This is a genomic window from Mucilaginibacter sp. SG564 (assembly GCF_013149275.1).
Lineage (GTDB): Bacteria > Bacteroidota > Bacteroidia > Sphingobacteriales > Sphingobacteriaceae > Mucilaginibacter.
Map to the genome: position 1 here is coordinate 336,650 of NZ_JABGNA010000005.1, position 23,286 is coordinate 359,935.

The window sequence follows — 23,286 nt, forward strand, 5'->3', positions numbered from 1 at the left end:
TTTATTTGTTCATTAGTTCAATTGCTCATTAGTTCATTAGTCTGCATTATATCCATCCATGGTTGCCAACATGGTACCAATGAACAACTGAACCACTTACGCCATTGCGTTTCTTAAAAAAACGTTGAGCGGGTAAATGAGCTTGCAATCCTGGGCAATCTGCGCTGCCGCGTTCTTTTTAACGATGTCCTTGTCGCTTATCTTATGCCAGGCTATAAAACTTTTCAGCTTCAGCAGGTCGATATTTTCATTATCTGGGGTGTAACCCTGCGGAGCGGTTTTTAATTGCTCCTGCGCCCTGAAATCGCCAAATAGCTTTATAAATTCCGGCGCATCAATAATCTCTTTCAGCTCATGCGCGTTATAATCAATTTCCTGGCGTATGGCTTTCAGATGTGCGGCTTCGGGCATCCAATATCCGCCGGCTATAAAGGAGTTGCCACCGGGCTGTATCTGTAAGTAATATTCGGCTCCGCCAAGCTTGGTGCCTTGTGTGGGCAGACTGATGCCAAAGTTGATTTTATAAGGTGTTTTATCTTTCCGGAAACGGATGTCGCGGTAAATGCGCATTACGCACTTTTTGGGGTCGAGCGTTTCGTCAATTGCCTGGTCAACCCGGTGCATTTCGCCCAGTAGTTCAACCGTAAACTCAATTACATTTTCACGGGCTTTTTCATAGCGGGCCTTGTTCTCTGAAAACCACTCCCGGTTATTGTTTGCTGCGAGATCCTTTAAAAATTCAAGACTTTCCTGGTTTATCATCGGTATCTAAATATGACTGATAATGTATCTTGGGCGATAACCAATATAACAATAGTACCCGCGAATATCTGAAATTTATGGGAGCCAAAGCAAAACAGCCCAAAATTATGACACTTAGATACAACCAGGGCGAATCGGCATTATGGGTGATAAGCCAGGTGAGCCAGGCGAGGCCCAGTGCTTCGCCTACGTTTAAGGCATAGCTCACATACATGGCCGCGTAAAAATACCCTGGCTCAATTTCAAAGTATAAGTTACAGTGCGGACAGTTAAGGTTTATTTTATTAGCAAAACTGTAGGGCCCTCCCTGAAACATATCCCCCCTGCGGCAACGCGGGCATTTACAGTGAAGCATGGCCCATGATTTGGAGGTTGGAGGCATCTTAGTTTATTGGTTCAATGGTTCATTAGTTTATTAGTCTTAGCATAGTTGCCGCTCTGGAACCAATGAACAATTGAACCAGTGAACTAATGAACTATTAAATTTAATTCAAATGCAGTTTCTCTTTGCGGATGTTCAGATCGACATTTTTACGGCGGTATTTTTTGTACCAGATAAAACCTACAACGCCGGCTGCCAGGTAAGGTGCACCCAGCAAAAACAAAATACCATTGTTTAAACCTTTGGCGGCATTACCCCCGTTTTTGGAATTGGTTTCAACCGTGGCCGCGCACTGCGCGCATTGTGCTTTGACAGGTTGCCTGCTGCAAACCAAAAGGCCCAGGGCAAATACAAATAATATAACTTTAAAACCTGTTTTCATAAAGGCAAATTTAGCTAATTATTGATGTTGTAGCAAGTGGTTTATTGGTAGCAAGTAGTTAGTATCAAGTATCACGACTTTTTACTTGAGTTACTGGCACCTTTATACTTGGATTCTTTTATGTACAATGTTTAAAACTGTATATCCCTGGTCTTTAAACTTGATACTAGCTACTTGATACCAGCTAATTGATACTATCTTATCAAAAATGATAGTATGGCCGTATCATTAAATAAACAATAACACCCGATGCTGTTACGTACAACCATATCGGGAAGGTCCAGCGAACCAGTTTTTTATGTTTGGCTACCTGCATCTGCAAACCGCGGTGAAAGCTGAGCAAAATAAGCGGTAATACACCTGCTGCCAGTATAATGTGCGGAGTAAGTATACTCAGATACAACGTGCGCATCCCTCCGGCGGCTGTTTTCTCTGCAGCTGAAAGTACGCCATCGCCATTGATATCGCCGTATATGATCTCGTTACGCATAAGGTAATGAAATAACACGTATGACACCAGGAACAATGCCGACAGGCTAAAGGTGAGAATATTGAGATTTTTGTGCACTTTGATATTCCCCTGCCTGATAAAGTACAGCGATACCAATAACAGAATAGTACAAGTGCCATTTAATATGGCGTTAAGCATAGGCAAATACGGTGTAAAAGCCGGTGCTACAGCCGGGCCGGGTATCAGGTGCCGGTTAAGTAAAACTACCAGCCCAATCACCACTATGGTAACAACGGCTACAAAGCGAAATATAAATTTATCAGACATTTTTTTAAGAGTCAGGAATCAAGATACAAGAGTCAAGATTCATTTTTTATTCTATCTTTAATGTAAGGTTCTTGATTCTTACATCTTATTTCTTTCTTCTAATAAAGCGGTTTATCAACTTTGCGCAGTTCCTCGGCAATTAATACCTTGATCTCGTCAGTCAAGCGATTTATATCATTGGTATTTGCGCCTTTATAATAGCCGCGGATGCGTTTTTCGGCATCGATCAGTACCAGGTTATCGCTGTAAATAAAGTCGTCGTCACTTTCCTTCAGCGCGTTTACCAGGAAACCCTGACGGGCAAGGCTGTATATAGACGTAGTATCACCGGTTAAAAACAACCAGCGCTTTGAGGCCGGTTTAAAGCTGTCGGCATACTTTTTTAATACCGATACCGAATCGCGCTGCGGATCAACCGTGATGGATGTAAAATATACCATCTTATTTTTACGGTAGGTATCCACCAGATAACTCATGTTACGGTTAATGGTACTGCATACCGCAGGGCAATGAGTATAAAAAAACCCGGCTACAAATATCTTTCCTTTAAAGGTTGAGTCGCTCACCTGTTTACCATCCTGCGTTGTAAGTGTAAAGGCCGGCAGGTGATGATAAATAGTATCTGGTATATACTTGCCGTGAAACTTGTGCCCGGTTTTGGCCACTATTTTTTGCCCGTAAATTGCCAGGGGTTTATACCTGTTTTTGCCTTTAGCGGTGAGTAAATAATACAAAAATCCTGGCACCGCTAATATGAGCACCAGGATTACAATTTTTTTCGCTATAGCGGCCATTATCCCCTCAACGTAATCCAGTGATGGCTTTCGTTAGTCAATACCAGTATCAAACCTATAATGAATAATATCGGCACGATGATAGACAGGGCTAAACCCATTTTCTCAAACTTTAAGTGCATGAAGAAAGCCACAATATAAAACGCTTTAAACAAGGTTAAAACAATGTATACAGGGTTTGCATATTGTAAGGCTAAAATACCTTTAGGCACCAATATTAAAGCAATGATAAACTCAACTGCTGTAATAGCCGAAAGTATAAGAGCCACTTTAATGATTCTTCCTTTGGTCATTGTTGCGTGATCGCCCTCTTCGTGGTGAACTTCTTGTGAATCTGATGACATATAAATATTTTTTATACTAAGTAAAAGAATGTAAATACAAATACCCAAACAAGGTCTACAAAGTGCCAGTAAAGGCCTACTTTTTCAACCATTAAATAGCTGCCGCGTTTTTCGTAAGTACCCAACAGTACGTTAACGGTAATGATGATATTGATGATAACCCCGGTAAATACGTGAAAACCATGGAAACCAGTAATGGTAAAGAATAAGTTGGCAAATTCCTGCGAGGTTAAATGACGGGTTGCATCAGTACCTGCACCTTCGGTAAAAAACTCTTTCAGTTCATGCAGTGGCGGAGTGCTTCCCCACCAGAAACCTTCATGATGTAAGTGAGCCCACTCCAAAGCCTGGCAACCCAGGAACATGAAACCACCAATTACGGTAGCTATCATCCACCAGATCACTTCTTTTTTGGCGTTACGATGACCTGCTTCCACAGCTAATACCATGGTAACAGAGCTCAGGATCAGGATGAACGTCATGATACCTACGAAAACCAGTGGCGCACCGTGGTCAATCATACCCGGTACCGACTGGAAAACCTTATCGGCCGCCGGCCACACGCTTGCGCTGAAACGTAATGCACCATAAGAAATCAATAATGATGAAAAGGTAAATGCATCCGAAAGGAGGAAGAACCACATCATTATTTTTCCGTACTCCACATTGAAGGGTGATCTCCCTCCAGACCATGGAGTTGTTTTTATTTCATCAATTTGTGATACTGCTGTACTCATTTGTACTTAAATATGGGTGTATTAATTTTGGTTCAAAAGTAAAAAAACATACAGATAAATCCATATAATTCCGAGAAAATGCCAAAAAATAGAGGTCATTTCCATTTTAAACAGGTTACGTACCTGTGGAATATTTCTGTATGAACCCCAAAGGGTGTTCAATAATAACAATATAGCTGCAATAATGTGTACTAAGTGCATCCCCGCAAACACATAAACAAATGAGCGGGAGGCGTTATCATCTACAAAATGAATCTGCATTTTGTAGGCCAAAACGTACATTGCGTAAAGTTGCATAGCAAAAAACGCCAGGCCCAGTGCAAATGTAAGCCATAAAAATAGGCGTTGCTTTGCAAATTGCAAAGTTTTTGAGGCTTTGGAAGCCAAAAATAAAGTACCGCTGCTCAACACAATAATAATGGTGCTATATAAAAAAGCGTTGGGCATAATTACATTAAGGCCATGGCCCTTCCCTCCGCTATAAACGATAAAACCACTTGTTAAGGCCGCAAAAAACATAAACGAAGTGAATATAAATATCCACATGTTGAATTTTTTGGGAGCCAGATCAAGCCTGTCGTTATCTTTCTGAATCTGAGCCATCATTTCACTTTTCCTATAAAATCAAATAAAAACATTAACTGCACTATGGGCAGGTATAAAAATGAGCCGAACATTAATTTACGGGCGGCCTCAATGGTCTGCATGCGCAACAAGCCAAAAGATTGGTATAAAAATATTAAACTGCATATTAACGATACAGCGCCAACATAGTAACCACCGTAACCATAAATAGTTGGCAGCAAACTCACTGGCACCAATATGATTGCAAATATAAAGGTTATTACGGCACTTCCGGTATTGCGGTTTCCGGTAGGCAACAATCTGAAGCCTGCCAGCTTATAATCATCATCAAGCACCCAGGCAATAGCCCAAAAATGCACAAACTGCCATACAAATTGTATCCCGAACAGGATCAAAGCGATCTCGTCAATTTTTTCGTGAGCAGCCACATAACCTATAAGTGGTGGCAACGCACCCGGTATAGCGCCCACAAAAACCGCAATTGGCGATTTGCGCTTTAGCGGAGTATAAGCAAACGCATATAATAAGATCGAAAATACAGATAGTATGCCGGTTAACAGATTAAGGCTACCCAGCAAATAGGTACCAGCCATACCCATACCCAAACCCAAAACAAGTGCCTGACCGGTATTCATTTTACCTGATGGAATGGGACGATCCATGGTACGCTTCATCAGCTTATCCAGGTCTTTCTCGATGATCTCGTTGAAACTATTCGCAGCAGCCGTTACCAAAAAACCACCAACAATAAGTTTCACCCAGTTGAGCCAGTCGATATGCCCGTTGGCTACCTTGCTTCCTATTAAAAAAGAAATAGAAGCCGAGAACACCACCAATACGGTAAGGCGTGTTTTAATCAGCTTTGAAAAATCTTTCATGTTCATTTGCTTATCCCCCTAACACTAACCGGTTTATATAAATTTAAAAGCAAATAAAACTGCGCTCCAAAAATAAGGCTCGCCAGTACAATGTGTGTAGCCTGTGCTGCTGGCGGCAATGCCCAGTATGATAACAGTATACCGGTAACTATCTGCAGCATGATCATTAAAAAGGTAAAGCTCATCAGTTGCTGATGAACCGAATGCCGGCCAAAGTTTTTCCGTATCAGGGCGTATAACATCACGTTGAGTACCAATACCAATACTGCCATGTCTCGATGGTGGGCAAATATTTCGCCTACGCTGCTGATCCAGTTATTACGATATCCGCCCTGGAAATGAGTAGCTACAGCATCAATCTCTTCGCGTACCTCGGTACCGAAAGCTATCTGGAAAATACTGGCGATCAAAGCAATTAATGTAATAATGTAAACCAGCGTACCGGTAGTTAATTTTTTTGTGTCCAATACTTTAGCCCGGTGATAAGTATATATCAATATGGCTAATATCGCCAGTGCCAGCAGCATGTGTACCGTAACTATCCAGGCAACCAGGTTGGTTGATACTACGATAGATCCTAACCAGGCCTGAAAACCTACCAATACAAAGTTAAACAGGCTTAAAAGGGGTATACGTTTACTGCTACTCCAATAACTAAAAGCATATACAGCTGATAGAAACAGGAATAAACCAGATATGGCACCGATAAGACGATTGATGTATTCAGTCCAGGTTTTTTCAGCGTTAAATTCTTCGGGAACTAAAATGGATTTATCCTCGCGGATTCGCTTAGCCAGATCGCTGTAACCAAATACATCCAATGTTTTGGCAAAGCGTTGGTTTTTGGCCAAACGCTGATCTACATATTTTTGCTTGTAATCCTTTGGCAGATCGGCACTGCTGGTGGGCGGAATATATCTGCCGAAGCATTTGGGCCAGTCGGGGCAACCCATTCCTGAGCCTGAGCTACGCACAACTCCACCAGCCAGTATCAAAACAAAAAGTATAATTATTGTTATGAGCGTGACTTTCTGGAACCGGATTTTTGATGCAGATATACCCATGAATGGTGAGTAGATAACAGTGAGTGGTGAGTAGCGAGTGGTGAGTTCTCGATTAAAAACTCATAACTCACTACTCACCACTCACTACTTACCACTAAAATTATTTTACTTGTTCGTTTGCTTTCAGCGTACTGTTAAACTTGTTCAGTTCTTCTAAACCTTTAGGGTTATCTTCAAAGTCATGAGGTAAGTTTGAGCTCATGGTTTGAGAGAAAGGAACTGTTTGAGGAATATAATCTTCTTCGGCACCAGGCTTGCTGTAGTCATATGGCCAACGGTAAACGGTTGGTATTTCGCCAGGCCAGTTACCATGTAAATGTTCAACAGGTGTAGTCCATTCCAGGGTATTTGACTCCCATGGGTTCTGCGTGGCTTTTTTACCAATGAATATAGAAGAGATGAAGTTATACAAGAAAGCTACCTGAGCACAAGCCGCCATGATAGCCGCCCATGTAATAAAGGTATTTACGGTTAACCAGCGTTGCATGCTTACAAATTCGGTAAAGGCATAGTAACGACGTGGTACACCATCCAGACCCATAAAGTGCATTGGGAAAAACACCAGGTAAGCACCGATAAAGGTTAACCAGAAGTGCAGATAGCCCAATTTCTCGTCCATCATTTTTCCGAACATTTTAGGGAACCAGTGGTAAACACCAGCAAGCATACCAAATATAGCCGCCGAACCCATTACCAGGTGGAAGTGAGCAACCACAAAGTAAGTATCGTGCAGGTTAACATCCAGTGCCGCATTACCCAGGAATATACCTGTTAAACCGCCTGATATAAAGAATGACACCATACCTATAGCGAACAGCATAGCAGGTGTGAACCTGATGTTACCGCGCCATAATGTGGCCAGCCAGTTAAATGTTTTTACCGCCGATGGTACCGCGATGATCAAAGTAGTGATCATGAACACACCACCCAGAAACGGATTCATACCCGTAACAAACATGTGGTGCCCCCATACGATAAATGATAATACGGTGATACCGATTAAAGAGTAAACCATCGCATGGTAACCGAAGATAGGTTTACGTGAGTTTACAGACATTACTTCTGATGAAATACCCATCGCCGGCATAATTACGATATACACCTCCGGGTGACCCAGGAACCAGAATAAGTGCTGGAACAGGATTGGGCTACCACCTTCAAATGGTTGTTGTACACCGTTCAGCACAATGTCTGACAGGTAGAAGCTGGTACCAAAGCTACGGTCAAATATCAATAACACCACACCTGCAACTAATACAGGGAACGCCAGGATACCTAATATAGCGGTAAGGAATAAAGCCCAGATAGTTAAAGGCATTTTCCAAAGGTCCATACCTTTTGTACGCATGTTTAACACGGTACTTACATAGTTGATACCACCCATTAATGATGATGCTACGAACAGCACCATACTGATGAGCCAAAGCGTCATACCTTCACCAGAACCGGGCATTGCTTTTGGCAATGCGGATAGTGGCGGATAAATTGTCCAACCACCGCTGGCAGGACCTTTTTGAACCAGGAATGATGATAACATGATCACACTGGCTAAAAAGAAGAACCAGTAAGATAACATGTTCATGAACGGAGACGCCATATCACGTGCACCTACCTGCAAAGGTATCAGCAAGTTGGCAAAAGTACCGCTCAAACCGGCTGTTAACACAAAGAATACCATGATGGTACCGTGAATGGTAACCAGCGACAGATAAAAATCGGCACTTATACGGCCGTTAGGTGCAAAACGCCCTAACAATGTAGTTAACAATGGGAAAGTTTTATCAGGATAAGCTAACTGGATCCTGAACAAAATAGACAATATCATTGCAATAACTGCCATGGTGATCCCTGTGATCAGGAATTGCTTGGCAATCATTTTATGATCCATACTAAATACGTATTTAGACAGGAACGATTGGTTATGATGATGTTCGTGACCGTGATCGTCGTGGTGTGCTACTCCGTGGTCGTGAACTGCTAATGTTGACATATCGTTTCTCTTTCTATATTAATTATTTAACGCTAACCTATTTTGTAACTCTGTTTTTGGCTGATCCGCAGCGGCAAAATGCAATTCCTTTCTTAAAGCATCGCTCAAATAAGGTTTTTGCCTTGACAGCCATGCCTGATACTCGGCCTCGGTAACTACACGTACAACTTTTTGCATGTTGTAGTGACCACCACCGCATATTTTGTTGCAATAAACTAAGTATTCAAATTTAGGATCGTCAAGCTGGGTACGCATTTGCGCGGTAGTAATAGTTGGGGTAAACTTAAAGAAAGTTGGTAATCCCGGAACCGCGTTAAGCTGAACTCTGAAGTGAGGCATGTAAACAGAGTGTATTACGTCTAATGCCTGGATATTTAACCTGATCGATTTGTTTACAGGCAGGTACATGGTATCAACCTGCAAGTCATCAAAGCTGCTACGTTTCTTGAAGTTAACCCCCAATTTGTTAGCCGCAGAAACCAATTTGAAATCTTTAGGACCTAACACACCATCTTTACCAGGGTAACGAAGTTCCCAAGCAAACTGATGGCCGGTGATGTCAATATTGATATCGCCTTTAGTATCAGTAGTATTCATTATTGTTTGCCAGGTAAAAAAGCCAAACACCACCAATATAGTTAAAACGATAGCAGGAGCTATTGTCCAAACTTTCTCGATAGTATTGTTATGCGGTAAGAAATGCGCACGGCGTTTGTCTGAATGCCTGTAATTAAATAAGAATGTAAACAACAATATCTGGGTAATAAAAAACACGATCATGGTTAAAACCGTAGTGACGGTGAACATCTCATCAATTTTAACACCATGTTTAGAAGCAGCCTCTGGCAAGGTCATGCTACCTTGTACCGTGAACGACCAGTAAGCACCGTATAAACCTGCTACCAGGAACACAAGGCAAACTACAGCCATTATCGTGTTCCATTTCATTCCTTTTTTACCTTGTATCTGAAGTGTAAGGTCGTATATCTTTAAAATTTTACCTATTACCGCTACGCCAAGACATACCAGGAAAAATAAAAGTAAGTAGTACGCAACACCAGTCCAATCAACCTGGGGAGCATCAGCCTGCCCTCCGGTAGTTGCCGCTGCCTCTGTTTGCGCCATCAACAGGTTTGTGCCCAAAAGCATAAACGCTGTGACAAACGATAGTAATGTTTTAGAATTTATAAGTTTTCTGAATCCCATTTTAATGTCAGTTTGGTATTCTGTATTTTGTTGCAAAAATAACAATTATTATATGTGATGGTGAAGGCTCTCCTGCAGGAACGGATGTTTTTTAGGAATAAGCGATTTAAACTTGCTTAAAGCATTCAACATCAGGTAACTAAACAATCCTGCAAATCCTAAAGCAACACCAATTTCTATTGGAGTTATTTGTGACCACCATTCGCCATGCGCACCTATAGTACCAGGCATGATCATGATGAAATAATCTAACCAGTGACCTACGATCAAAATGATACAGGTAGCTTTCAATACGCTTGTTGCGCGTTTTGAATCCCGAGACATGATGATCAGTAACGGTGCCATAAAGTTCAGGATAATGGTTAACCAGAACCATGGTTTAAACTCAGGCTCCCATCTTCTCAGGAAGTAAACACTTTCTTCGGGGATGTTAGCATAGTAAATCAACAGGAATTGTGCAAACCATACATAAGTCCAGAATATCGAGAAGCCAAACATTAACTGGCCCAGGTTATGCAGGTGATCTTGTGTGATCCATTGCATGTAACCGCTCTTTCTTAACAAAATAATGGTTAAGGTAATGATTGATAAAGTACTTACCCACATGGCTGCAAAATTATACCAGCCAAACATGGTTGAAAACCAATGTGCCTCTAATGACATTACCACGTCAAAAGAAAATACAGGTTGAGTAAAACCAAAGATCACCAGGAATGCTGCCGAAATAGTAAAGCTCTTTTTATAGTAAAATAAGCCGCCCAATTCATCTTCTGTATTGGAATATTTAGTTAATAAATAGCCAAATGTAGCATAGGCACCTAAAAACAGGAAAATACGGAACAGGAAGAAAGGCATGTTCAAAAATCCGGCTTTACCTGCCAAAACAGGATCGTAATTTTCACTGCCCTTAACGGTAACACCATTCAGGTGCCATAATTTATATAAATAAGGCGCTACTGCTTCTTTACCTTCACCAACTTCGGTATGGTGGGTTAAATTTAACCCGGCAAATATGATGATAAACAATATTGCCGCCGCTATGGGTAATACCTTGGCAAATGCCTGTGGCACCCGTAACAAAGAAGCTGACCAGCCAGCTTGTGCTACATACTGCAGGGCACAGAAAAATACACCAGCCGTACAAACGCAGGCAAAGTAATAACCACACAGCAATAAGTTGGCAAATGTGCGTTCACCGTAACCGAATAAAAAACCACCGGCTATGGTTATTAAGCCAACAACTATGCCAACTAAACTCCATGTTTTTGCCTTGCCGGTAAAAACAAATTGCTCGTCTAAACTATTATGAGTATTCATTCAGTTCTAATTCTTATAAAGTTTGTAAATGGTGAACATACATGATCACTTTCCAGCGTTCTTCAGGGGCCAGCTGTGAAGCGTATGAACCCATTGCATTTACACCGTAAGTAATGGTATGGTATATTTTACCGTCTGTTAAGTCTTTCATGGCACCACCACGTGATGACTGGCCTTTTGAATATGATGGCGGCGGCGGATATCCGTGTTGTGTTACCAAACCATCACCCTGACCATTTTCACCATGGCATGGAGAGCAAAAGTGTAAAAACAAGATCTTTCCTTCTTTATAGTTTGCCTGGGTTTGAGCCAGTACACTTTTTACCTCAACGCTTGCCAGTTCATATCCATCTTTTGTATTTGGATAATCAAACTTGGTAAAGCCTACCGGGATAGTTCCGGCTGGTGGTACCTGCGCGGTTTTTCCATCCTTAAAATTCGGGTTCTTTTGATCCGGATCGTACGCGATATGCTCGTACATATTAGGCGCGTACTCCCATCCGGTACTCCTTTTATCTTTGCACGACGTTACTACAATCGAAGCAGCGATAATGATAACTATTGTTCCTAATATTCTAAATTTATTCATAGCTAACATATTTTCTGTCGTTATGCTTAACTTCACTTGCCCCTGCTTCTTTTAATATTGTGTTGATATCTTCGTGTGGTATATTTCCTTTTGCATCAATGGCGATCACAAACTTATCGTTAGTCGCTCTCAGGTCCATTACTCTTGGTGCACGGCCCGGGAAAAGGTGCGTAGCGAAAAAGAAAGTAAATGCCATACCGTATGACGCATATAATACCGTCCACTCAAAGGTTACCGGGATAAAATCGGGAATGGCAAAAAAGTTTTTACCGCCGATGTCCATTGGCCAGTCATGTACCAGGAAGTAATAAACCAGTGTAAAAATGGTTGTACCACCCATACAGCCGAACATGAAGGCCGCGTATCCTAATCTGGAGTCCTTGATACCCAGTTTAGCGTCGATACCGTGGATAGGCATTGGCGTGTAAACATCGTAAATAGGGACACTATTTTTTTGTAGGTTGTCAATCCCGTGCATCAGATCATCGGGATCATCAAAAATGCCTAATATATATTTGGTGCTACTCATCGGTTATTATGCTTTTTCGTATTCAGATTGGTCAACACTATCAAATTTGATCAAATTCGCTTTATAGAACTCTACGTGAGATGGATCAAGGTGCCCTTCGGCAATTTGTTTCTTCTTAGCCTGCTCACTCGCGCTCTTCAACAGTAATTTCACTTCGGCAATCGCTACAGAAGGCATTACCCTGATGAACAACAGGAACATGGTAAAGAATATACCGATAGATCCAACAAACACACCTACATCTATCCAGGTTGGGTAAAACATAGCCCAGCTTGATGGAATGTAATCGCGGTGTAAGGAAACAACGATGATCACGAAACGCTCAAACCACATACCTATATTTACAATGATAGATAGTACCCATGAAATTGGAATGTTGGTTCTAACTTTTTTCGACCACATCATCTGGGTCATCAATACGTTACAGCCATACATCATACAGGCAGCCCACCAGTACGGACCGATAAACCTGTTTAAGAAAGTATACTGCTCATACTCGCCACCAGAATAGTAAGCGATAAAGAACTCTGTGATGTATGCTACACCTACTACCGAACCTGTTACCAGGATGATCTTGTTCATCGATTCGATGTGGAACATGGTAATATAGTTTTCCAGACCTAATACTTTACGGGTTACCAGCAACAGGGTTTGCACCATGGCGAAACCTGAGAAGATAGCTCCCGCAACGAAATAAGGAGGGAAAATGGTTGTATGCCATCCCGGTTCAAGGGATGTGGCAAAGTCCATAGATACAATGGTGTGTACCGAAAGTACCAGCGGTGTTGATAAACCTGCCAATATCAATGAAACGGTTTCAAAACGCTGCCAGGTTTTAACTGAGCCTGTCCAACCGAATGATGCTACCGAATAAATACGGCGGCGTAAGCCTGTAGCACGGTCACGGATTGAAGCCATATCTGGTAATAAACCAGTGTACCAGAATACCAGTGAAACCGAGAAGTAAGTTGATATCGCGAATACGTCCCAGATAAGCGGTGAGTTAAAGTTAACCCATAATGAGCCATACTGGTTTGGTAAAGGCAATGAGTATACAGCCATCCACGGGCGACCCATGTGAGCGCCGATATAGGTGGCCGCGCAAATTACCGCGAAGATGGTCATCGCCTCGGCCGAGCGGTTAATGGAGTTACGCCAGTTTTGACGGAACAGTAACAATACAGCCGAGATTAGCGTACCAGCGTGACCGATACCTACCCACCATACGAAACCGGTGATATCCCATGCCCATCCTACTGTTTTGTTTAAGCCCCATGATCCGATACCGTACCAGAAGGTGTAGCTGATGGAGAATACCCAAAGTAATGCTCCTAATGAGGCTACGGTAAAACCGATCCACCAAGCCTTACTCGGCATATTTTCTACGGGACGTAATATATCGTCAGTGATCTGACCATAGGTAATATCCTTACCCGTTATTAACGGTTCCCTTATTATTGATTCACTATGAGATGCCATATTTTAATCTCTGTATATAAAAATTTTAAGCCTCTAATTCAACTGCGTTTCTAACTTTAACCTGGTAACCGATACCTGGTTGTACGTTTAATTCTTCAAGCACATAGTAAGTTCTTTCGCTCTTCAATGCTTTTGAAACTTCGGAATTAGGATCGTTCCTGTTACCGAAAACGATAGCGTTTGCAGAACATGTTTGCTGACAAGCCATTTTGATCTCGCCATCTTTCAATGGGCGTTTTTCAATTTTAGCTTTCAGTTTACCAGCTTGTATACGTTGTACGCACATAGAGCATTTTTCCATTACACCGCGGAAACGGGTAACAACATCCGGGTTTAATACCAGTTGCGTATGCTCATTGTTCAGGTAGTTATCAAAACGTGAATCGTTCCAGTAGTTGAACCAGTTAAAGCGGCGTACTTTGTATGGGCAGTTATTTGCGCAATAACGGGTACCTACACAACGGTTGTAAGCCATCTGGTTTAAACCTTCTGATGAGTGAACGGTTGCCAATACCGGGCAAACTGTTTCGCACGGAGCGTGATCACAGTGCTGGCAAAGCATTGGCTGATGCACTACAGTTACATTATCAAAGGCATCATCCTTTAATTTATCTATTTCGTACTCTTCGGTAATGCTTTCACCTTTTTCTTCGTAGCTATAGTAACGGTCGATACGGATCCAGTGCATTTCACGACGGCGGCGAACCTCGTCTTTACCAACAACCGGGATATTGTTCTCGGCGTTACAAGCTACCACACAGGCACCGCAACCAGTACAAGCGTTAAGGTCGATAGCCATAACCCAGTCATAAACCGGACGGTCGTGGCTTGGCACATCCCATAAGCTTTCCTCGTCGTAGTTCTTATGGCCTTTTTCGTTCCCGCTGTGTACAGCAGGGTTCTTTTTGTATTCGGTAAACTTAGCTTCGCGAATTACACTACGACCTTCGTAAGAGTGGTGCGTTTGTGTTTGAGCAAGCGGCGCTTTTATTGATGTTACTTCAAAAGCAGTAACGGTAGCAGTAGTTTGGAAAGTTCCGTTACGGAAGCTGTAGAAAGGGAACGCGTTTTTACCCACGTTATCACCTACCGGACCAGCATTTGTACGGCCGTAACCAACCGCTATAGATATAGTACCTTGTGCCTGGCCTGGCTGTGCCAATACTGGCAAGCTAACAGTGTAACCATTGGCGGTTACTTTAACTACATCACCTTCGCTTAATTTTAATTTTTTGATATCTGCAACAGAAACAGCCACAAAGTTATCCCAGGTAACTTTCGAAACCGGATCTGGCAATTCCTGTAACCATGGGTTGTTGGCACGCTTACCATCACCTATAGCAGGCGACTGATAAACCTGTAATTCAAACTTGCCATCACCAGCTGCAATGGAAGCGCTGTGTGTAAGGATAGTTTGTGCTACTGCGTTCAGGTCGCGGTTAAAGGTGTAAGTACCCGCGGTATTCGGTGTAGCTTTGATCATACCGGTTTGCAACAGGGTTTCCCAACCTTTCTGGCCAGATAAACCGCCTTTTGCCAACAGGCTTTCGTTCCAGGTGTTGCGAACGAATGTATAGTAATCTTTAACGGGGTTTTCTGCCCATACCAATAAGCTATGCTCGGCCTGGCGGGTATTATACACCGGGTTAATGGTTGGCTGTATAACAGTATAGTAACCTTCAACCGCGTTAGCATCACCCCATGACTCCAGGTAATGGTGGTTTGGTGCTATTACGTTTGATAATAAAGCTGTTTCGTCATCATGATCGGCAAAAGATACTTTCAGGCGTGCTTTAGCCAGCGCATCTGTAAATTCTTTTGCTTTGAAGTAATCGTAAGCAGGGTTAACGTTCAGGAATAATACACCTGCCACATCACCACGACTTAATTCATTTACAAACTCAACAAACTCAGCATCGTTACCGGCATATTGTTTTGATGGATTGTCCAGATCGATAGTAGTACCGTAGCTGCCCAGCAGGGAGTTGATAGCATTTACCAGAACCTGTGTTGCTACATCATTTGAACCTGCTACTACTAAAGCTTTTCCTTTAGCGGCAACCAATTCTTTAGCGGCAATAGTGATAGCATTTTCTGCTGCTTTGCTGCTTAATTTTTTAGAGCCAGGTAAAGTAGTACCAGAAATAGCATTGTATAAGTTGATGATAGCGATACCTTCTTCTGATGGTTTGATCGCTAAACGGTTATCAGCATTGGTACCTGTAAGGCTCATGCCGCTTTCAAACTGGATGTGACGTGACATCTTTTTGCTTTCAAGCGATTTGTTGTTACGGTTTGATACGTACTGACGGGTAAACTCTTCGCCAGAGATCCAGGTTCCCAGGAAATCTGCACCGAAGCTTACAATTACGTCTGCTTTGTCAAAATTGTAGTGAGGTATTACGGCTTTACCAAAGCTGTTTTGGTTAGCTTGTATAATACCGGTATAAGATACTGCATCATAAGTAACATGTTTAGCAGTTGGGTATTGCTTAATAAATTCAGCAATTACGGCTAAGGTAGACGGGCTGTTGATGCTTGAGGTCACCAAACGGATGTTTTTACCAGCAGCTTTAATAGCGGCCAATTCTTTGATCACAAAAGCATCGATCTCAGACCAACCGGCTTCGCTGCCTTTTAGTTTAGGATCTTTTAAACGGTTTACATCATACAGATCAAGAACTGATGCTTGAGCCTGTGCACTTAAACCACCTTTTGAAAACAGATCATTAGGGTTACCTTCTACTTTAATAGGGCGACCTTCACGTGTTTTAACCAAAATGGCCTGTCCTTCGTAACTTGAAGAATAGTAGTTGGCCACACCAGGTGTAACCTCTTCAGGCTTAATCAGGTAAGGAATTGATTTATGTACAGGTACACGCTGACAAGCTGCCAGGGTAACCGCGCCTACACCAAACCCAAGCGCTTTCAAAAAGTCGCGACGAGGGGTTTTAGCAGATAAACCATCTCCGCTGAGCACATCCTCAATAGGAATAGGCTCGGCAAATTCGTTTTTATTTTTCTCAACAAATTCTGGTGTTCTGTTTAGTTCTTCTAAACCTTTCCAGTATTTTTTTTTGCTGTCCATTTAAGTTATATAAACTGTAATGCTAAAATTCTTATTTATTAATAGTGGCACTTGCCGCACTCGATACCGCCTAACACCGCGGCTGTAACTTTCTCGCCCTTCTTGATCTTATCGTGAGCAGCAAGTATGCTATCGTAGTAAGCGTTTCCTTTACCGTTAACTTCGGTACGTTTGTGGCACTGGATACACCATTTCATAGTTAATGGTGAATACTGGTAAACCTCTTTCATAGTCTGAACCGGACCATGGCAGGTTTGGCATTTGATGCCGCCAACTTTTACGTGCTGTGAGTGGTTAAAGTAAGCCAGGTCAGGCAGGTTGTGAACGCGTATCCATTGGATAGGTTTAGCTGCGGTGCTGTCATACTTTTGCGTTTTAGGATCGTAACCCAAAGCATCGTATATTTTGTGTATCTCCGGCGACTCGGTTTTAACAACCTTGTGGCAGTTCATACAAACGTTAAGCGAAGGAATAGAAGCGTTCTTTGATTTGTAAGCACCAGAGTGGCAATACTGACAATCAATTTTCATAGTACCAGCGTGCAACTCATGTGAGTATTTGATAGGCTGTACCGGCTGGTAACCTGTGTGCACGTTAGTGTTCCACAAGGTAGTCCAACCCCAGCTGCCCATAGCAATGGTACCGCAAAGGATAATAAAGAATACCAGTTTCTTATTTTTCAGGATCCTTTTGATCAGGTCTTTTTTCTTAGCCTCAGCTACTTCTTCGGCAGTTGGCTCAGCTTCCGCGTCAATTACAACACCTTTACCTTTTAACAGCAGGCGCTCTAAAGTAGCCACTACCCTGTTTAATACCAGTATTACTATAAAGGCTATAATAATAACAGCTACCAAACCCCAGATAACCATACTGCTCGGACCAGTTTCAGCTGCGGCAGTTTTGCCATCGCCAGCACCTGCCTTAGGAGCAGATTGTATAGTTTTCCATTCGGTACGCACATAGTCTATAACGTTAGTTACATCAGCATCAGAAAGTTCGGTAAATACCGTCATCCCTGCCTGGTTAAACTTGTTATAGATCGCTAACGCTTTAGGGTTTTTAGCAGCAATAAGAGCCTGGTTGTTCTGGATCCACTGGATCAGATACTTATCATCAGTTTCTTCGGTAAGCTGCGGACCCAGCGCCGGGCCGATTAATTGCTGATCGATCTTATGACAGGCTGTACATTTGGACTTGAAGATGGCTTCGCCTTTAGCCGGATCGGCCTGAGCGTAAGCATTTGAAAAACCCCAAAAAGCAAACCCGGCAATAATTAGAACCGACCTTGAGAATTGTTTAAAAATCAATGAGAAATTTCTCATAAAGTGTATTTATGCTAAATAATTTTTATATTAATGTTTGAAACCGCTGTAAAGATGTACGCTCCATCTCATTATTTCAGGCACAAAAGTAAAATTTATTACAGTATCGCTGACACATAAATGACAGTAACCTATAATTTATAATCGTTCTAAATAACTACAAAAAGCCTTTTAAACAACGCAGGGGGGCTTTTTGGCCAGCGATGCGATTTTTGAAACCCTAAATTGCATCGCCGGCATATTTGAATTTTAAATTATTGTTTTAATATCCAGGCAAATATCAATGGTGCAACAATGGTTGCATCACTTTCTACAATAAACTTAGGGGTATGGATATCCAGCTTGCCCCAGGTTATTTTTTCGTTTGGTACCGCGCCCGAGTAAGAGCCGTACGAGGTGGTTGAATCTGATATCTGGCAAAAATAGCTCCAGAACGGAACGTCATGCATCTCCATATCCTGGTAAAGCATAGGCACAACACATATCGGGAAGTCTCCGGCTATACCACCACCGATCTGGAAAAATCCGATTCCTTTGCCCGATGAATTTTTGGTATACCAATCGGCCAGCCAGGCCATATATTCAATACCACTCTTCATGGTTGATGCTTTGATCTCGTTTTTGATCACATAAGAAGCAAAGATGTTACCCATGGTGCTGTCTTCCCATCCCGGTACAACAATAGGCAGGTTTTTTTCGGCAGCGGCCAGCATCCAGGAATTTTTAGGGTCAATTTCATAGTATTGTTCCAGTTCGCCGCTTAATAATATTTTGTACATGTACTCATGCGGAAAATAACGCTCGCCGCTGTTATCAGCATCTTTCCATATTTTATGGATATGTTTTTGCAAACGACGGAAGGCTTCTTCCTCGGGGATACAAGTATCGGTAACACGGTTATAATGGTTCTCAAGCAGATCCCACTCTTCCTGCGGACTCAGGTCGCGGTAGTTAGGTACCCTTTTATAATGTGAGTGCGCTACCAGGTTCATGATATCTTCTTCCAGGTTGGCACCAGTGCAGGAAATAATAGCGATTTTATCCTGACGTATCATTTCGGCCAGCGAAATACCCAGCTCGGCAGTACTCATGGCACCGGCAAGGGTAACCATCATTTTGCCACCTTCGGCAAGGTGTGTTTCATATCCTTTTGCTGCATCCATTAATGCTGCCGCATTAAAATGCAGATAGTTTTTTTCAATAAACTGCGAAATAGGTCCTCTTGTGATGCTCATAATGTATCAATAAAAATTCGGTGCAAAAGTAGACATTTTTCAGATGTGCAAATGTGCAAATTTCAGATGTGCTGATGTTTTATTAATGTGCAGATATGCAGATGTGCGAATCTGCACATTCGCACATCTGCACATTTGCACATCTGAAATCATATATTTGCGGCACACTATATATGAAAAAACTTATTACCGTTCTATTTATATTGATCTGCGTTCCATCCGCATTTTCGCAAACACATCTCCTGCCCAAATTTATCAGGAAAATGTATTTTGATAAAGACACCACCAAAAAAAGCAGCTTCGTTATTTTACCTGTACTAAGCTCAGCTCCGGAAACTGGGGTTGAAGCCGGTGGCGCTGGCTTGTATTCTTTTTATACTGATACCGTAAGTAAAAACACACGAGTATCCAACATTTTTGGATATGCCACTATAACTACCAAAGGGCAAAACAGGCTCAGCCTGAGCACCAGCTACTGGACCCCGCAAAACAAATATCATTTCACAGCAGGTATTGGCTATATCAATTTCCCTTTTGATTTTTATGGCATCGGTAATAATACACTCAAAGCCAACACCGATCGTATAGGCCAGAAACGCCTTAAAGTAAATTTTGCCGCCGAAAAAAAAGTAGCCGAGAATTTTTATGTAGGCCTTGTTGCCGGCGGCGATCATTACAGTTTTAGCGACGGACAACCCAACAGTATTTTTTATACCGATCCACGCGTGCAGTTCAGAAGTGGTGGTACCAGCGTTTATGTAGGGCCAAGCCTTATTTTCGACAGCCGTAACAACAATACTTACACTACCCGTGGCGCATTGATCACCAGCTCACTGCAATTAACTAAAGGCTTATCCGGATTTGATTACAAGGGGGGTTTTTTAAACATTGAATATAGCCAGTTTTTCTCGTTGAGTAAAAAACTGGTATTAGGTATCGACATTCAGGACCAGAGCCTGATAGGCGGCCAGTCGCCATTTTTTATGATGCCGAACCTGGGTAACGACGAAATTATGCGCGGCTATTATAACGGTCGTTATCGCGACCGTAATCTTACAGTTGGTCAAACCGAGCTTCGTTACCGCCTTACCGAGCGTATTGGCGTAGTAGGCTTTGTAGGCACAGGCGAGGTTTTCAACAAAGATTTTAGCTTTAGCGACCTCAAACCAAATTACGGCGGCGGTCTCCGCTACTTTTTCGATATAGAAAAAGGCCTGAGCATCCGTGCCGACTACGGCATTGGCCAAAAAATTGCCGGCGAAAAACGCCAAAGCGGCTTTTATGTAGGATTAGGACAAGCGTTTTAGGATTATGGGACTTTGAGACTATGGGATTTGGGGACTATGGGATTTTTAGGATTATAGGACTTTTGGACTATAGGAAGTAGAGATATCTATAACAGGTAATAGAGATTTTTGGGACAAAGAATAAAACGCACGGTTTCAAACCTTACTTTAAAAGCGTAATTCCTTACTCACATAATCCTAAAATCCCATAGTCCCAAAGTCCCTAAATCAATGCTCCCATAATCCTAAAATCCCATAATCTCAAAGTCCCAGAATTAATATCTGATCAAAAAATGCTCCTTCCCGGCTCTGCCTGATTTGAAGAATACCAGGCCTATCCAAAACAGATCGACCGTTACGGTAACCTGCGGATGCGCTTTGATCTGATCCCAGGCCTCCTTCATGCCTTTGCTCCAATAAATATCATCAAATATCAGCAGGGTATCTTCATGCACTTTTGGCAGGCACCATTCAAAATATTTCAAAGTGGCATCTTTCTGATGGTTGCCATCCACAAACACAAAATCAAGCTGGTCGATTTTGCGGATGACGCCAGGTAGATTGTCATCAAAGTTCCCGGTTATCAGTTCAATCTCTTTAAAGCCTGCTTGTGCAAATGTTTCTTTGGCTACTCCGGCTGTTTGCGGGCAGCCTTCCATGGTATAAATATGGGCATTTGGCGCACCTTCCTGCAGATAAAGGGTGGTGATACCCAGGCAGGTACCCAGCTCAATAATATTGCGTGGTTTAAAGCGTGCCGCCAAGCGGTAAAGCAGTTGGGCCAGCTTGGGTTGCTTTAATGCGTTGGCAGCGATGTCGCCTATTCGCTTCTGTCGGTTATTATTCAAATGCGATCCTGCGCCCAGATCGGTCACGGTGATCACGCGATTGTCAACAAGTAATTTTTCGCGGATATTTTCGATCTCGTGGTATGTTTTTTGGGCGGTGTGATCGTAAATAACTGAATCAACCAGCTGATAAACAAACGGAGAGTGTAAGCCGTGCCTGTTTTTTGCCCGGATGCGGTGCCACAGGTAATCCTTAACAAACCTAAAATTTAACATCGCTGTAAAAATAAATAAAGGTTTAGTATTTTAGCATTACGGCGTATGATTAATCCAACTGAAGTAAATTCCCTGATCCGCTTACTTGACGATCCTGATAGTGAGATATATGACCATGTACACGATAAGCTGTTATCATACGGTGTGGAAGCGATAGCCTATCTTGAAGCTGCTTTTGAGCAGGCTTTTGACGCGGTACAACAGGAGCGTATAGCCAACCTGGTTCATGAAATTCAGTTTATCACCCTTAAAAACGACCTGAAACTCTGGCACCAAAGCGGTGCATTTGACCTGTTGCAGGGTATACTTATTATCAACCGCTACCAATACCCTGATCTGGATGAGCAAAAGATCATTAACCAGATAGAAGGCATTAAGCGTGATATCTGGATACAGATGATGCATGAAGCCAGCCCTAAAGAGCAGATCAAGTTGATTAACCATGTATTTTATAACATATATGGCTTTAGCGGTAATACCTCCAACCATCTCGATCCGCAGAATAGCTACCTGAGCCAGGTATTGGAAAGTAAAAAAGGTAATCAGATATCACTGGCCATCATTTATTCGATAGTTGCCCAAAAATTGGATATCCCCGTATATGGTGTAAATCTGCCGCAGCATTTTATTTTGGCTTACCTGGATGAGAGTCAGCAAGGCGAATTTGAAAGCGGTATCCTGTTTTACATCAACGCTTTTAATAAAGGGTTTATATTTGGCCGCCGGGATGTAGATATGTTTTTGAAACAGCTGAATCTGAAAGCTGATAAGCAGTTTTATGAACCCTGCTCCAATACCGACATCATCCGCAGGGTGATCCGTAACCTGATCAGCGCGTACGAGAATTTAGGCTCGGCAGAAAAGGTTGATGAGATGAACGAACTGCTGGCCATATTAGAATAACCGCTATCCCCTACCCTCATTGATGCATACACCTTTGGATGATATCATTACACGGCGATTGATACTTCGGCTCATGAGCAATGATGTTGTTGATGCATGCTTAGCTGGTAATTTGCGTAATGCCGGTCGCCTGCTTGGTGCCAGCATTCCCAACGAATTACTGGAGCATACCAGCGGCTTTGAACATGGCCTGCGTGAGCTAAGTGCAGATCCGGATTACTTTCCATGGTCGGCACGCGCAGTGATACTACCTGAGGAACAGGTAATGATCGGCATGATCCGTTTTCATAGTCGGCCCGATCCTGAATACTTGCGTGCGTATATACGCGATGCTGTTGAATTAGGTTATTGGATATTTAAAGGCTACCAGAGGCTTGGTTACGCCACGGAAGCTATCAAAGCCATGATGAACTGGGCAAAAACTGAATTTGGAGCTAATAAATTTGTTGCTTCGGTATCGCCGGAAAACAATCCCTCACTTCAATTGGTCAACAGTTTAGGCTTCACAAAAATTGGCGAGGCGATGGATGAAGTGGATGGGATAGAGTATATTTTTTTACACGAGGCATAGC

23 protein-coding genes are annotated in these 23,286 nt (G+C 42.4%); 3 read left to right on the top strand and 20 right to left on the bottom strand.

All coding sequences use genetic code 11. From position 1 onward, the window contains the following. Nucleotides 1–96: 96 nt before the first annotated feature. The 19 genes from FHW89_RS13790 to FHW89_RS13880 form a co-directional block, all read right to left on the bottom strand. On the bottom strand, nt 97–762 hold the full coding sequence (locus tag FHW89_RS13790; RefSeq protein ID WP_172335632.1) for a DUF2461 domain-containing protein: 666 nt from the start codon (nt 760–762) through the stop codon (nt 97–99). Next, nucleotides 740–1,144 (bottom strand): DUF983 domain-containing protein, encoded by a 405-nt coding sequence (locus FHW89_RS13795; protein WP_172335633.1) that lies wholly within the window; start codon nt 1,142–1,144, stop codon nt 740–742. The genes FHW89_RS13790 and FHW89_RS13795 overlap by 23 nt, the downstream gene beginning before the upstream one ends. A gap of 103 nt (nt 1,145–1,247) precedes the next feature. After that, a complete protein-coding gene (locus FHW89_RS13800) occupies nt 1,248–1,526 on the bottom strand; it encodes a hypothetical protein (protein ID WP_172335634.1) in 279 nt (92 codons plus the stop codon). A gap of 202 nt (nt 1,527–1,728) precedes the next feature. Then, entirely contained in the window at nt 1,729–2,304 is a 576-nt protein-coding gene (locus FHW89_RS13805) for a DUF420 domain-containing protein (RefSeq protein ID WP_172335635.1), read from the bottom strand. A gap of 98 nt (nt 2,305–2,402) precedes the next feature. Further along, nucleotides 2,403–3,098 (bottom strand): SCO family protein, encoded by a 696-nt coding sequence (locus tag FHW89_RS13810; protein ID WP_172335636.1) that lies wholly within the window; start codon nt 3,096–3,098, stop codon nt 2,403–2,405. Further along, nucleotides 3,098–3,442, bottom strand: coding sequence for a cytochrome C oxidase subunit IV family protein (locus FHW89_RS13815; RefSeq protein WP_172335637.1), 345 nt, complete (start codon nt 3,440–3,442; stop codon nt 3,098–3,100). The genes FHW89_RS13810 and FHW89_RS13815 overlap by 1 nt, the downstream gene beginning before the upstream one ends. An 11-nt stretch (nt 3,443–3,453) precedes the next feature. Then, nucleotides 3,454–4,179 carry a cytochrome c oxidase subunit 3 gene (locus FHW89_RS13820; protein WP_172335638.1) on the bottom strand — a complete coding sequence of 242 codons (726 nt, stop codon included), beginning with the start codon at nt 4,177–4,179 and terminating at the stop codon, nt 3,454–3,456. A 21-nt stretch (nt 4,180–4,200) separates the two neighbouring features. After that, entirely contained in the window at nt 4,201–4,785 is a 585-nt protein-coding gene (locus tag FHW89_RS13825; RefSeq protein WP_371742452.1) for a heme-copper oxidase subunit III, read from the bottom strand. After that, on the bottom strand, nt 4,782–5,648 hold the full coding sequence (gene cyoE / locus FHW89_RS13830) for a heme o synthase (protein ID WP_371742453.1): 867 nt from the start codon (nt 5,646–5,648) through the stop codon (nt 4,782–4,784). The genes FHW89_RS13825 and cyoE overlap by 4 nt, the downstream gene beginning before the upstream one ends. Beyond that, nucleotides 5,645–6,706 (bottom strand): heme A synthase, encoded by a 1,062-nt coding sequence (locus tag FHW89_RS13835; protein WP_172335640.1) that lies wholly within the window; start codon nt 6,704–6,706, stop codon nt 5,645–5,647. The genes cyoE and FHW89_RS13835 overlap by 4 nt, the downstream gene beginning before the upstream one ends. A gap of 100 nt (nt 6,707–6,806) precedes the next feature. Further along, nucleotides 6,807–8,696: a cbb3-type cytochrome c oxidase subunit I gene (locus FHW89_RS13840; protein WP_172335641.1), complete on the bottom strand. Its 1,890-nt coding sequence runs from the start codon at nt 8,694–8,696 to the stop codon at nt 6,807–6,809. A gap of 18 nt (nt 8,697–8,714) precedes the next feature. Further along, nucleotides 8,715–9,902, bottom strand: a complete 1,188-nt coding sequence (locus FHW89_RS13845) for a cytochrome c oxidase subunit II (RefSeq protein ID WP_172335642.1) — start codon at nt 9,900–9,902, stop codon at nt 8,715–8,717. Nucleotides 9,903–9,950: 48 nt separating this feature from the next. Further along, the gene (locus FHW89_RS13850; RefSeq protein ID WP_172335643.1) at nt 9,951–11,219 is read right to left on the bottom strand and encodes a quinol:cytochrome C oxidoreductase; all 1,269 of its coding nucleotides are present in this window, start codon (nt 11,217–11,219) and stop codon (nt 9,951–9,953) included. A 13-nt stretch (nt 11,220–11,232) separates the two neighbouring features. Then, nucleotides 11,233–11,817: a cytochrome c gene (locus FHW89_RS13855; RefSeq protein WP_172335644.1), complete on the bottom strand. Its 585-nt coding sequence runs from the start codon at nt 11,815–11,817 to the stop codon at nt 11,233–11,235. Further along, the gene (locus FHW89_RS13860) at nt 11,801–12,337 is read right to left on the bottom strand and encodes a DUF3341 domain-containing protein (protein WP_172335645.1); all 537 of its coding nucleotides are present in this window, start codon (nt 12,335–12,337) and stop codon (nt 11,801–11,803) included. Before FHW89_RS13860 ends, FHW89_RS13855 begins: the two co-directional genes overlap by 17 nt. A 6-nt stretch (nt 12,338–12,343) precedes the next feature. Continuing rightward, nucleotides 12,344–13,816, bottom strand: a complete 1,473-nt coding sequence (gene nrfD, locus FHW89_RS13865) for an NrfD/PsrC family molybdoenzyme membrane anchor subunit (protein ID WP_172335646.1) — start codon at nt 13,814–13,816, stop codon at nt 12,344–12,346. A 25-nt stretch (nt 13,817–13,841) separates the two neighbouring features. Continuing rightward, nucleotides 13,842–16,904, bottom strand: a complete 3,063-nt coding sequence (locus FHW89_RS13870) for a TAT-variant-translocated molybdopterin oxidoreductase (protein ID WP_172335647.1) — start codon at nt 16,902–16,904, stop codon at nt 13,842–13,844. A 38-nt stretch (nt 16,905–16,942) separates the two neighbouring features. Continuing rightward, a complete protein-coding gene (locus FHW89_RS13875; protein ID WP_172335648.1) occupies nt 16,943–18,226 on the bottom strand; it encodes a cytochrome c3 family protein in 1,284 nt (427 codons plus the stop codon). Nucleotides 18,227–18,480: 254 nt separating this feature from the next. Further along, entirely contained in the window at nt 18,481–19,461 is a 981-nt protein-coding gene (locus FHW89_RS13880) for a deoxyhypusine synthase family protein (RefSeq protein ID WP_172335649.1), read from the bottom strand. Nucleotides 19,462–19,634: 173 nt separating this feature from the next. On the opposite strand from FHW89_RS13880, the gene FHW89_RS13885 reads away from it, so the two are divergent. Next, nucleotides 19,635–20,768 carry a BamA/TamA family outer membrane protein gene (locus FHW89_RS13885; RefSeq protein ID WP_172335650.1) on the top strand — a complete coding sequence of 378 codons (1,134 nt, stop codon included), beginning with the start codon at nt 19,635–19,637 and terminating at the stop codon, nt 20,766–20,768. Between the two features lie 254 nt (nt 20,769–21,022). Here the strand turns inward: FHW89_RS13885 and FHW89_RS13890 are convergent, their stop codons facing one another. After that, nucleotides 21,023–21,811, bottom strand: coding sequence for an O-methyltransferase (locus FHW89_RS13890; protein ID WP_172335651.1), 789 nt, complete (start codon nt 21,809–21,811; stop codon nt 21,023–21,025). A 45-nt stretch (nt 21,812–21,856) separates the two neighbouring features. Here FHW89_RS13890 and FHW89_RS13895 point away from each other — a divergent pair, with 45 nt between their 5' ends. Both FHW89_RS13895 and FHW89_RS13900 read left to right on the top strand, forming a co-directional pair. Next, the gene (locus FHW89_RS13895; RefSeq protein WP_172335652.1) at nt 21,857–22,714 is read left to right on the top strand and encodes a transglutaminase-like domain-containing protein; all 858 of its coding nucleotides are present in this window, start codon (nt 21,857–21,859) and stop codon (nt 22,712–22,714) included. A 22-nt stretch (nt 22,715–22,736) separates the two neighbouring features. After that, on the top strand, nt 22,737–23,285 hold the full coding sequence (locus FHW89_RS13900; protein ID WP_172335653.1) for a GNAT family N-acetyltransferase: 549 nt from the start codon (nt 22,737–22,739) through the stop codon (nt 23,283–23,285). Nucleotide 23,286: the final 1 nt, after the last annotated feature.

What these genes read in the sequence shown, in the direction of transcription:
- FHW89_RS13790 (WP_172335632.1), bottom strand. Translation starts at nt 762, where the DNA reads ATGATAAACCAGGAAAGTCTTGAATTTTTAAAGGATCTCGCAGCAAAC.
- FHW89_RS13795 (WP_172335633.1), bottom strand. Translation starts at nt 1,144, where the DNA reads ATGCCTCCAACCTCCAAATCATGGGCCATGCTTCACTGTAAATGCCCG.
- FHW89_RS13800 (WP_172335634.1), bottom strand. Translation starts at nt 1,526, where the DNA reads ATGAAAACAGGTTTTAAAGTTATATTATTTGTATTTGCCCTGGGCCTT.
- FHW89_RS13805 (WP_172335635.1), bottom strand. Translation starts at nt 2,304, where the DNA reads ATGTCTGATAAATTTATATTTCGCTTTGTAGCCGTTGTTACCATAGTG.
- FHW89_RS13810 (WP_172335636.1), bottom strand. Translation starts at nt 3,098, where the DNA reads ATGGCCGCTATAGCGAAAAAAATTGTAATCCTGGTGCTCATATTAGCG.
- FHW89_RS13815 (WP_172335637.1), bottom strand. Translation starts at nt 3,442, where the DNA reads ATGTCATCAGATTCACAAGAAGTTCACCACGAAGAGGGCGATCACGCA.
- FHW89_RS13820 (WP_172335638.1), bottom strand. Translation starts at nt 4,179, where the DNA reads ATGAGTACAGCAGTATCACAAATTGATGAAATAAAAACAACTCCATGG.
- FHW89_RS13825 (WP_371742452.1), bottom strand. Translation starts at nt 4,785, where the DNA reads ATGATGGCTCAGATTCAGAAAGATAACGACAGGCTTGATCTGGCTCCC.
- cyoE (WP_371742453.1), bottom strand. Translation starts at nt 5,648, where the DNA reads ATGAACATGAAAGATTTTTCAAAGCTGATTAAAACACGCCTTACCGTA.
- FHW89_RS13835 (WP_172335640.1), bottom strand. Translation starts at nt 6,706, where the DNA reads ATGGGTATATCTGCATCAAAAATCCGGTTCCAGAAAGTCACGCTCATA.
- FHW89_RS13840 (WP_172335641.1), bottom strand. Translation starts at nt 8,696, where the DNA reads ATGTCAACATTAGCAGTTCACGACCACGGAGTAGCACACCACGACGAT.
- FHW89_RS13845 (WP_172335642.1), bottom strand. Translation starts at nt 9,902, where the DNA reads ATGGGATTCAGAAAACTTATAAATTCTAAAACATTACTATCGTTTGTC.
- FHW89_RS13850 (WP_172335643.1), bottom strand. Translation starts at nt 11,219, where the DNA reads ATGAATACTCATAATAGTTTAGACGAGCAATTTGTTTTTACCGGCAAG.
- FHW89_RS13855 (WP_172335644.1), bottom strand. Translation starts at nt 11,817, where the DNA reads ATGTTAGCTATGAATAAATTTAGAATATTAGGAACAATAGTTATCATT.
- FHW89_RS13860 (WP_172335645.1), bottom strand. Translation starts at nt 12,337, where the DNA reads ATGAGTAGCACCAAATATATATTAGGCATTTTTGATGATCCCGATGAT.
- nrfD (WP_172335646.1), bottom strand. Translation starts at nt 13,816, where the DNA reads ATGGCATCTCATAGTGAATCAATAATAAGGGAACCGTTAATAACGGGT.
- FHW89_RS13870 (WP_172335647.1), bottom strand. Translation starts at nt 16,904, where the DNA reads ATGGACAGCAAAAAAAAATACTGGAAAGGTTTAGAAGAACTAAACAGA.
- FHW89_RS13875 (WP_172335648.1), bottom strand. Translation starts at nt 18,226, where the DNA reads ATGAGAAATTTCTCATTGATTTTTAAACAATTCTCAAGGTCGGTTCTA.
- FHW89_RS13880 (WP_172335649.1), bottom strand. Translation starts at nt 19,461, where the DNA reads ATGAGCATCACAAGAGGACCTATTTCGCAGTTTATTGAAAAAAACTAT.
- FHW89_RS13885 (WP_172335650.1), top strand. Translation starts at nt 19,635, where the DNA reads ATGAAAAAACTTATTACCGTTCTATTTATATTGATCTGCGTTCCATCC.
- FHW89_RS13890 (WP_172335651.1), bottom strand. Translation starts at nt 21,811, where the DNA reads ATGTTAAATTTTAGGTTTGTTAAGGATTACCTGTGGCACCGCATCCGG.
- FHW89_RS13895 (WP_172335652.1), top strand. Translation starts at nt 21,857, where the DNA reads ATGATTAATCCAACTGAAGTAAATTCCCTGATCCGCTTACTTGACGAT.
- FHW89_RS13900 (WP_172335653.1), top strand. Translation starts at nt 22,737, where the DNA reads ATGCATACACCTTTGGATGATATCATTACACGGCGATTGATACTTCGG.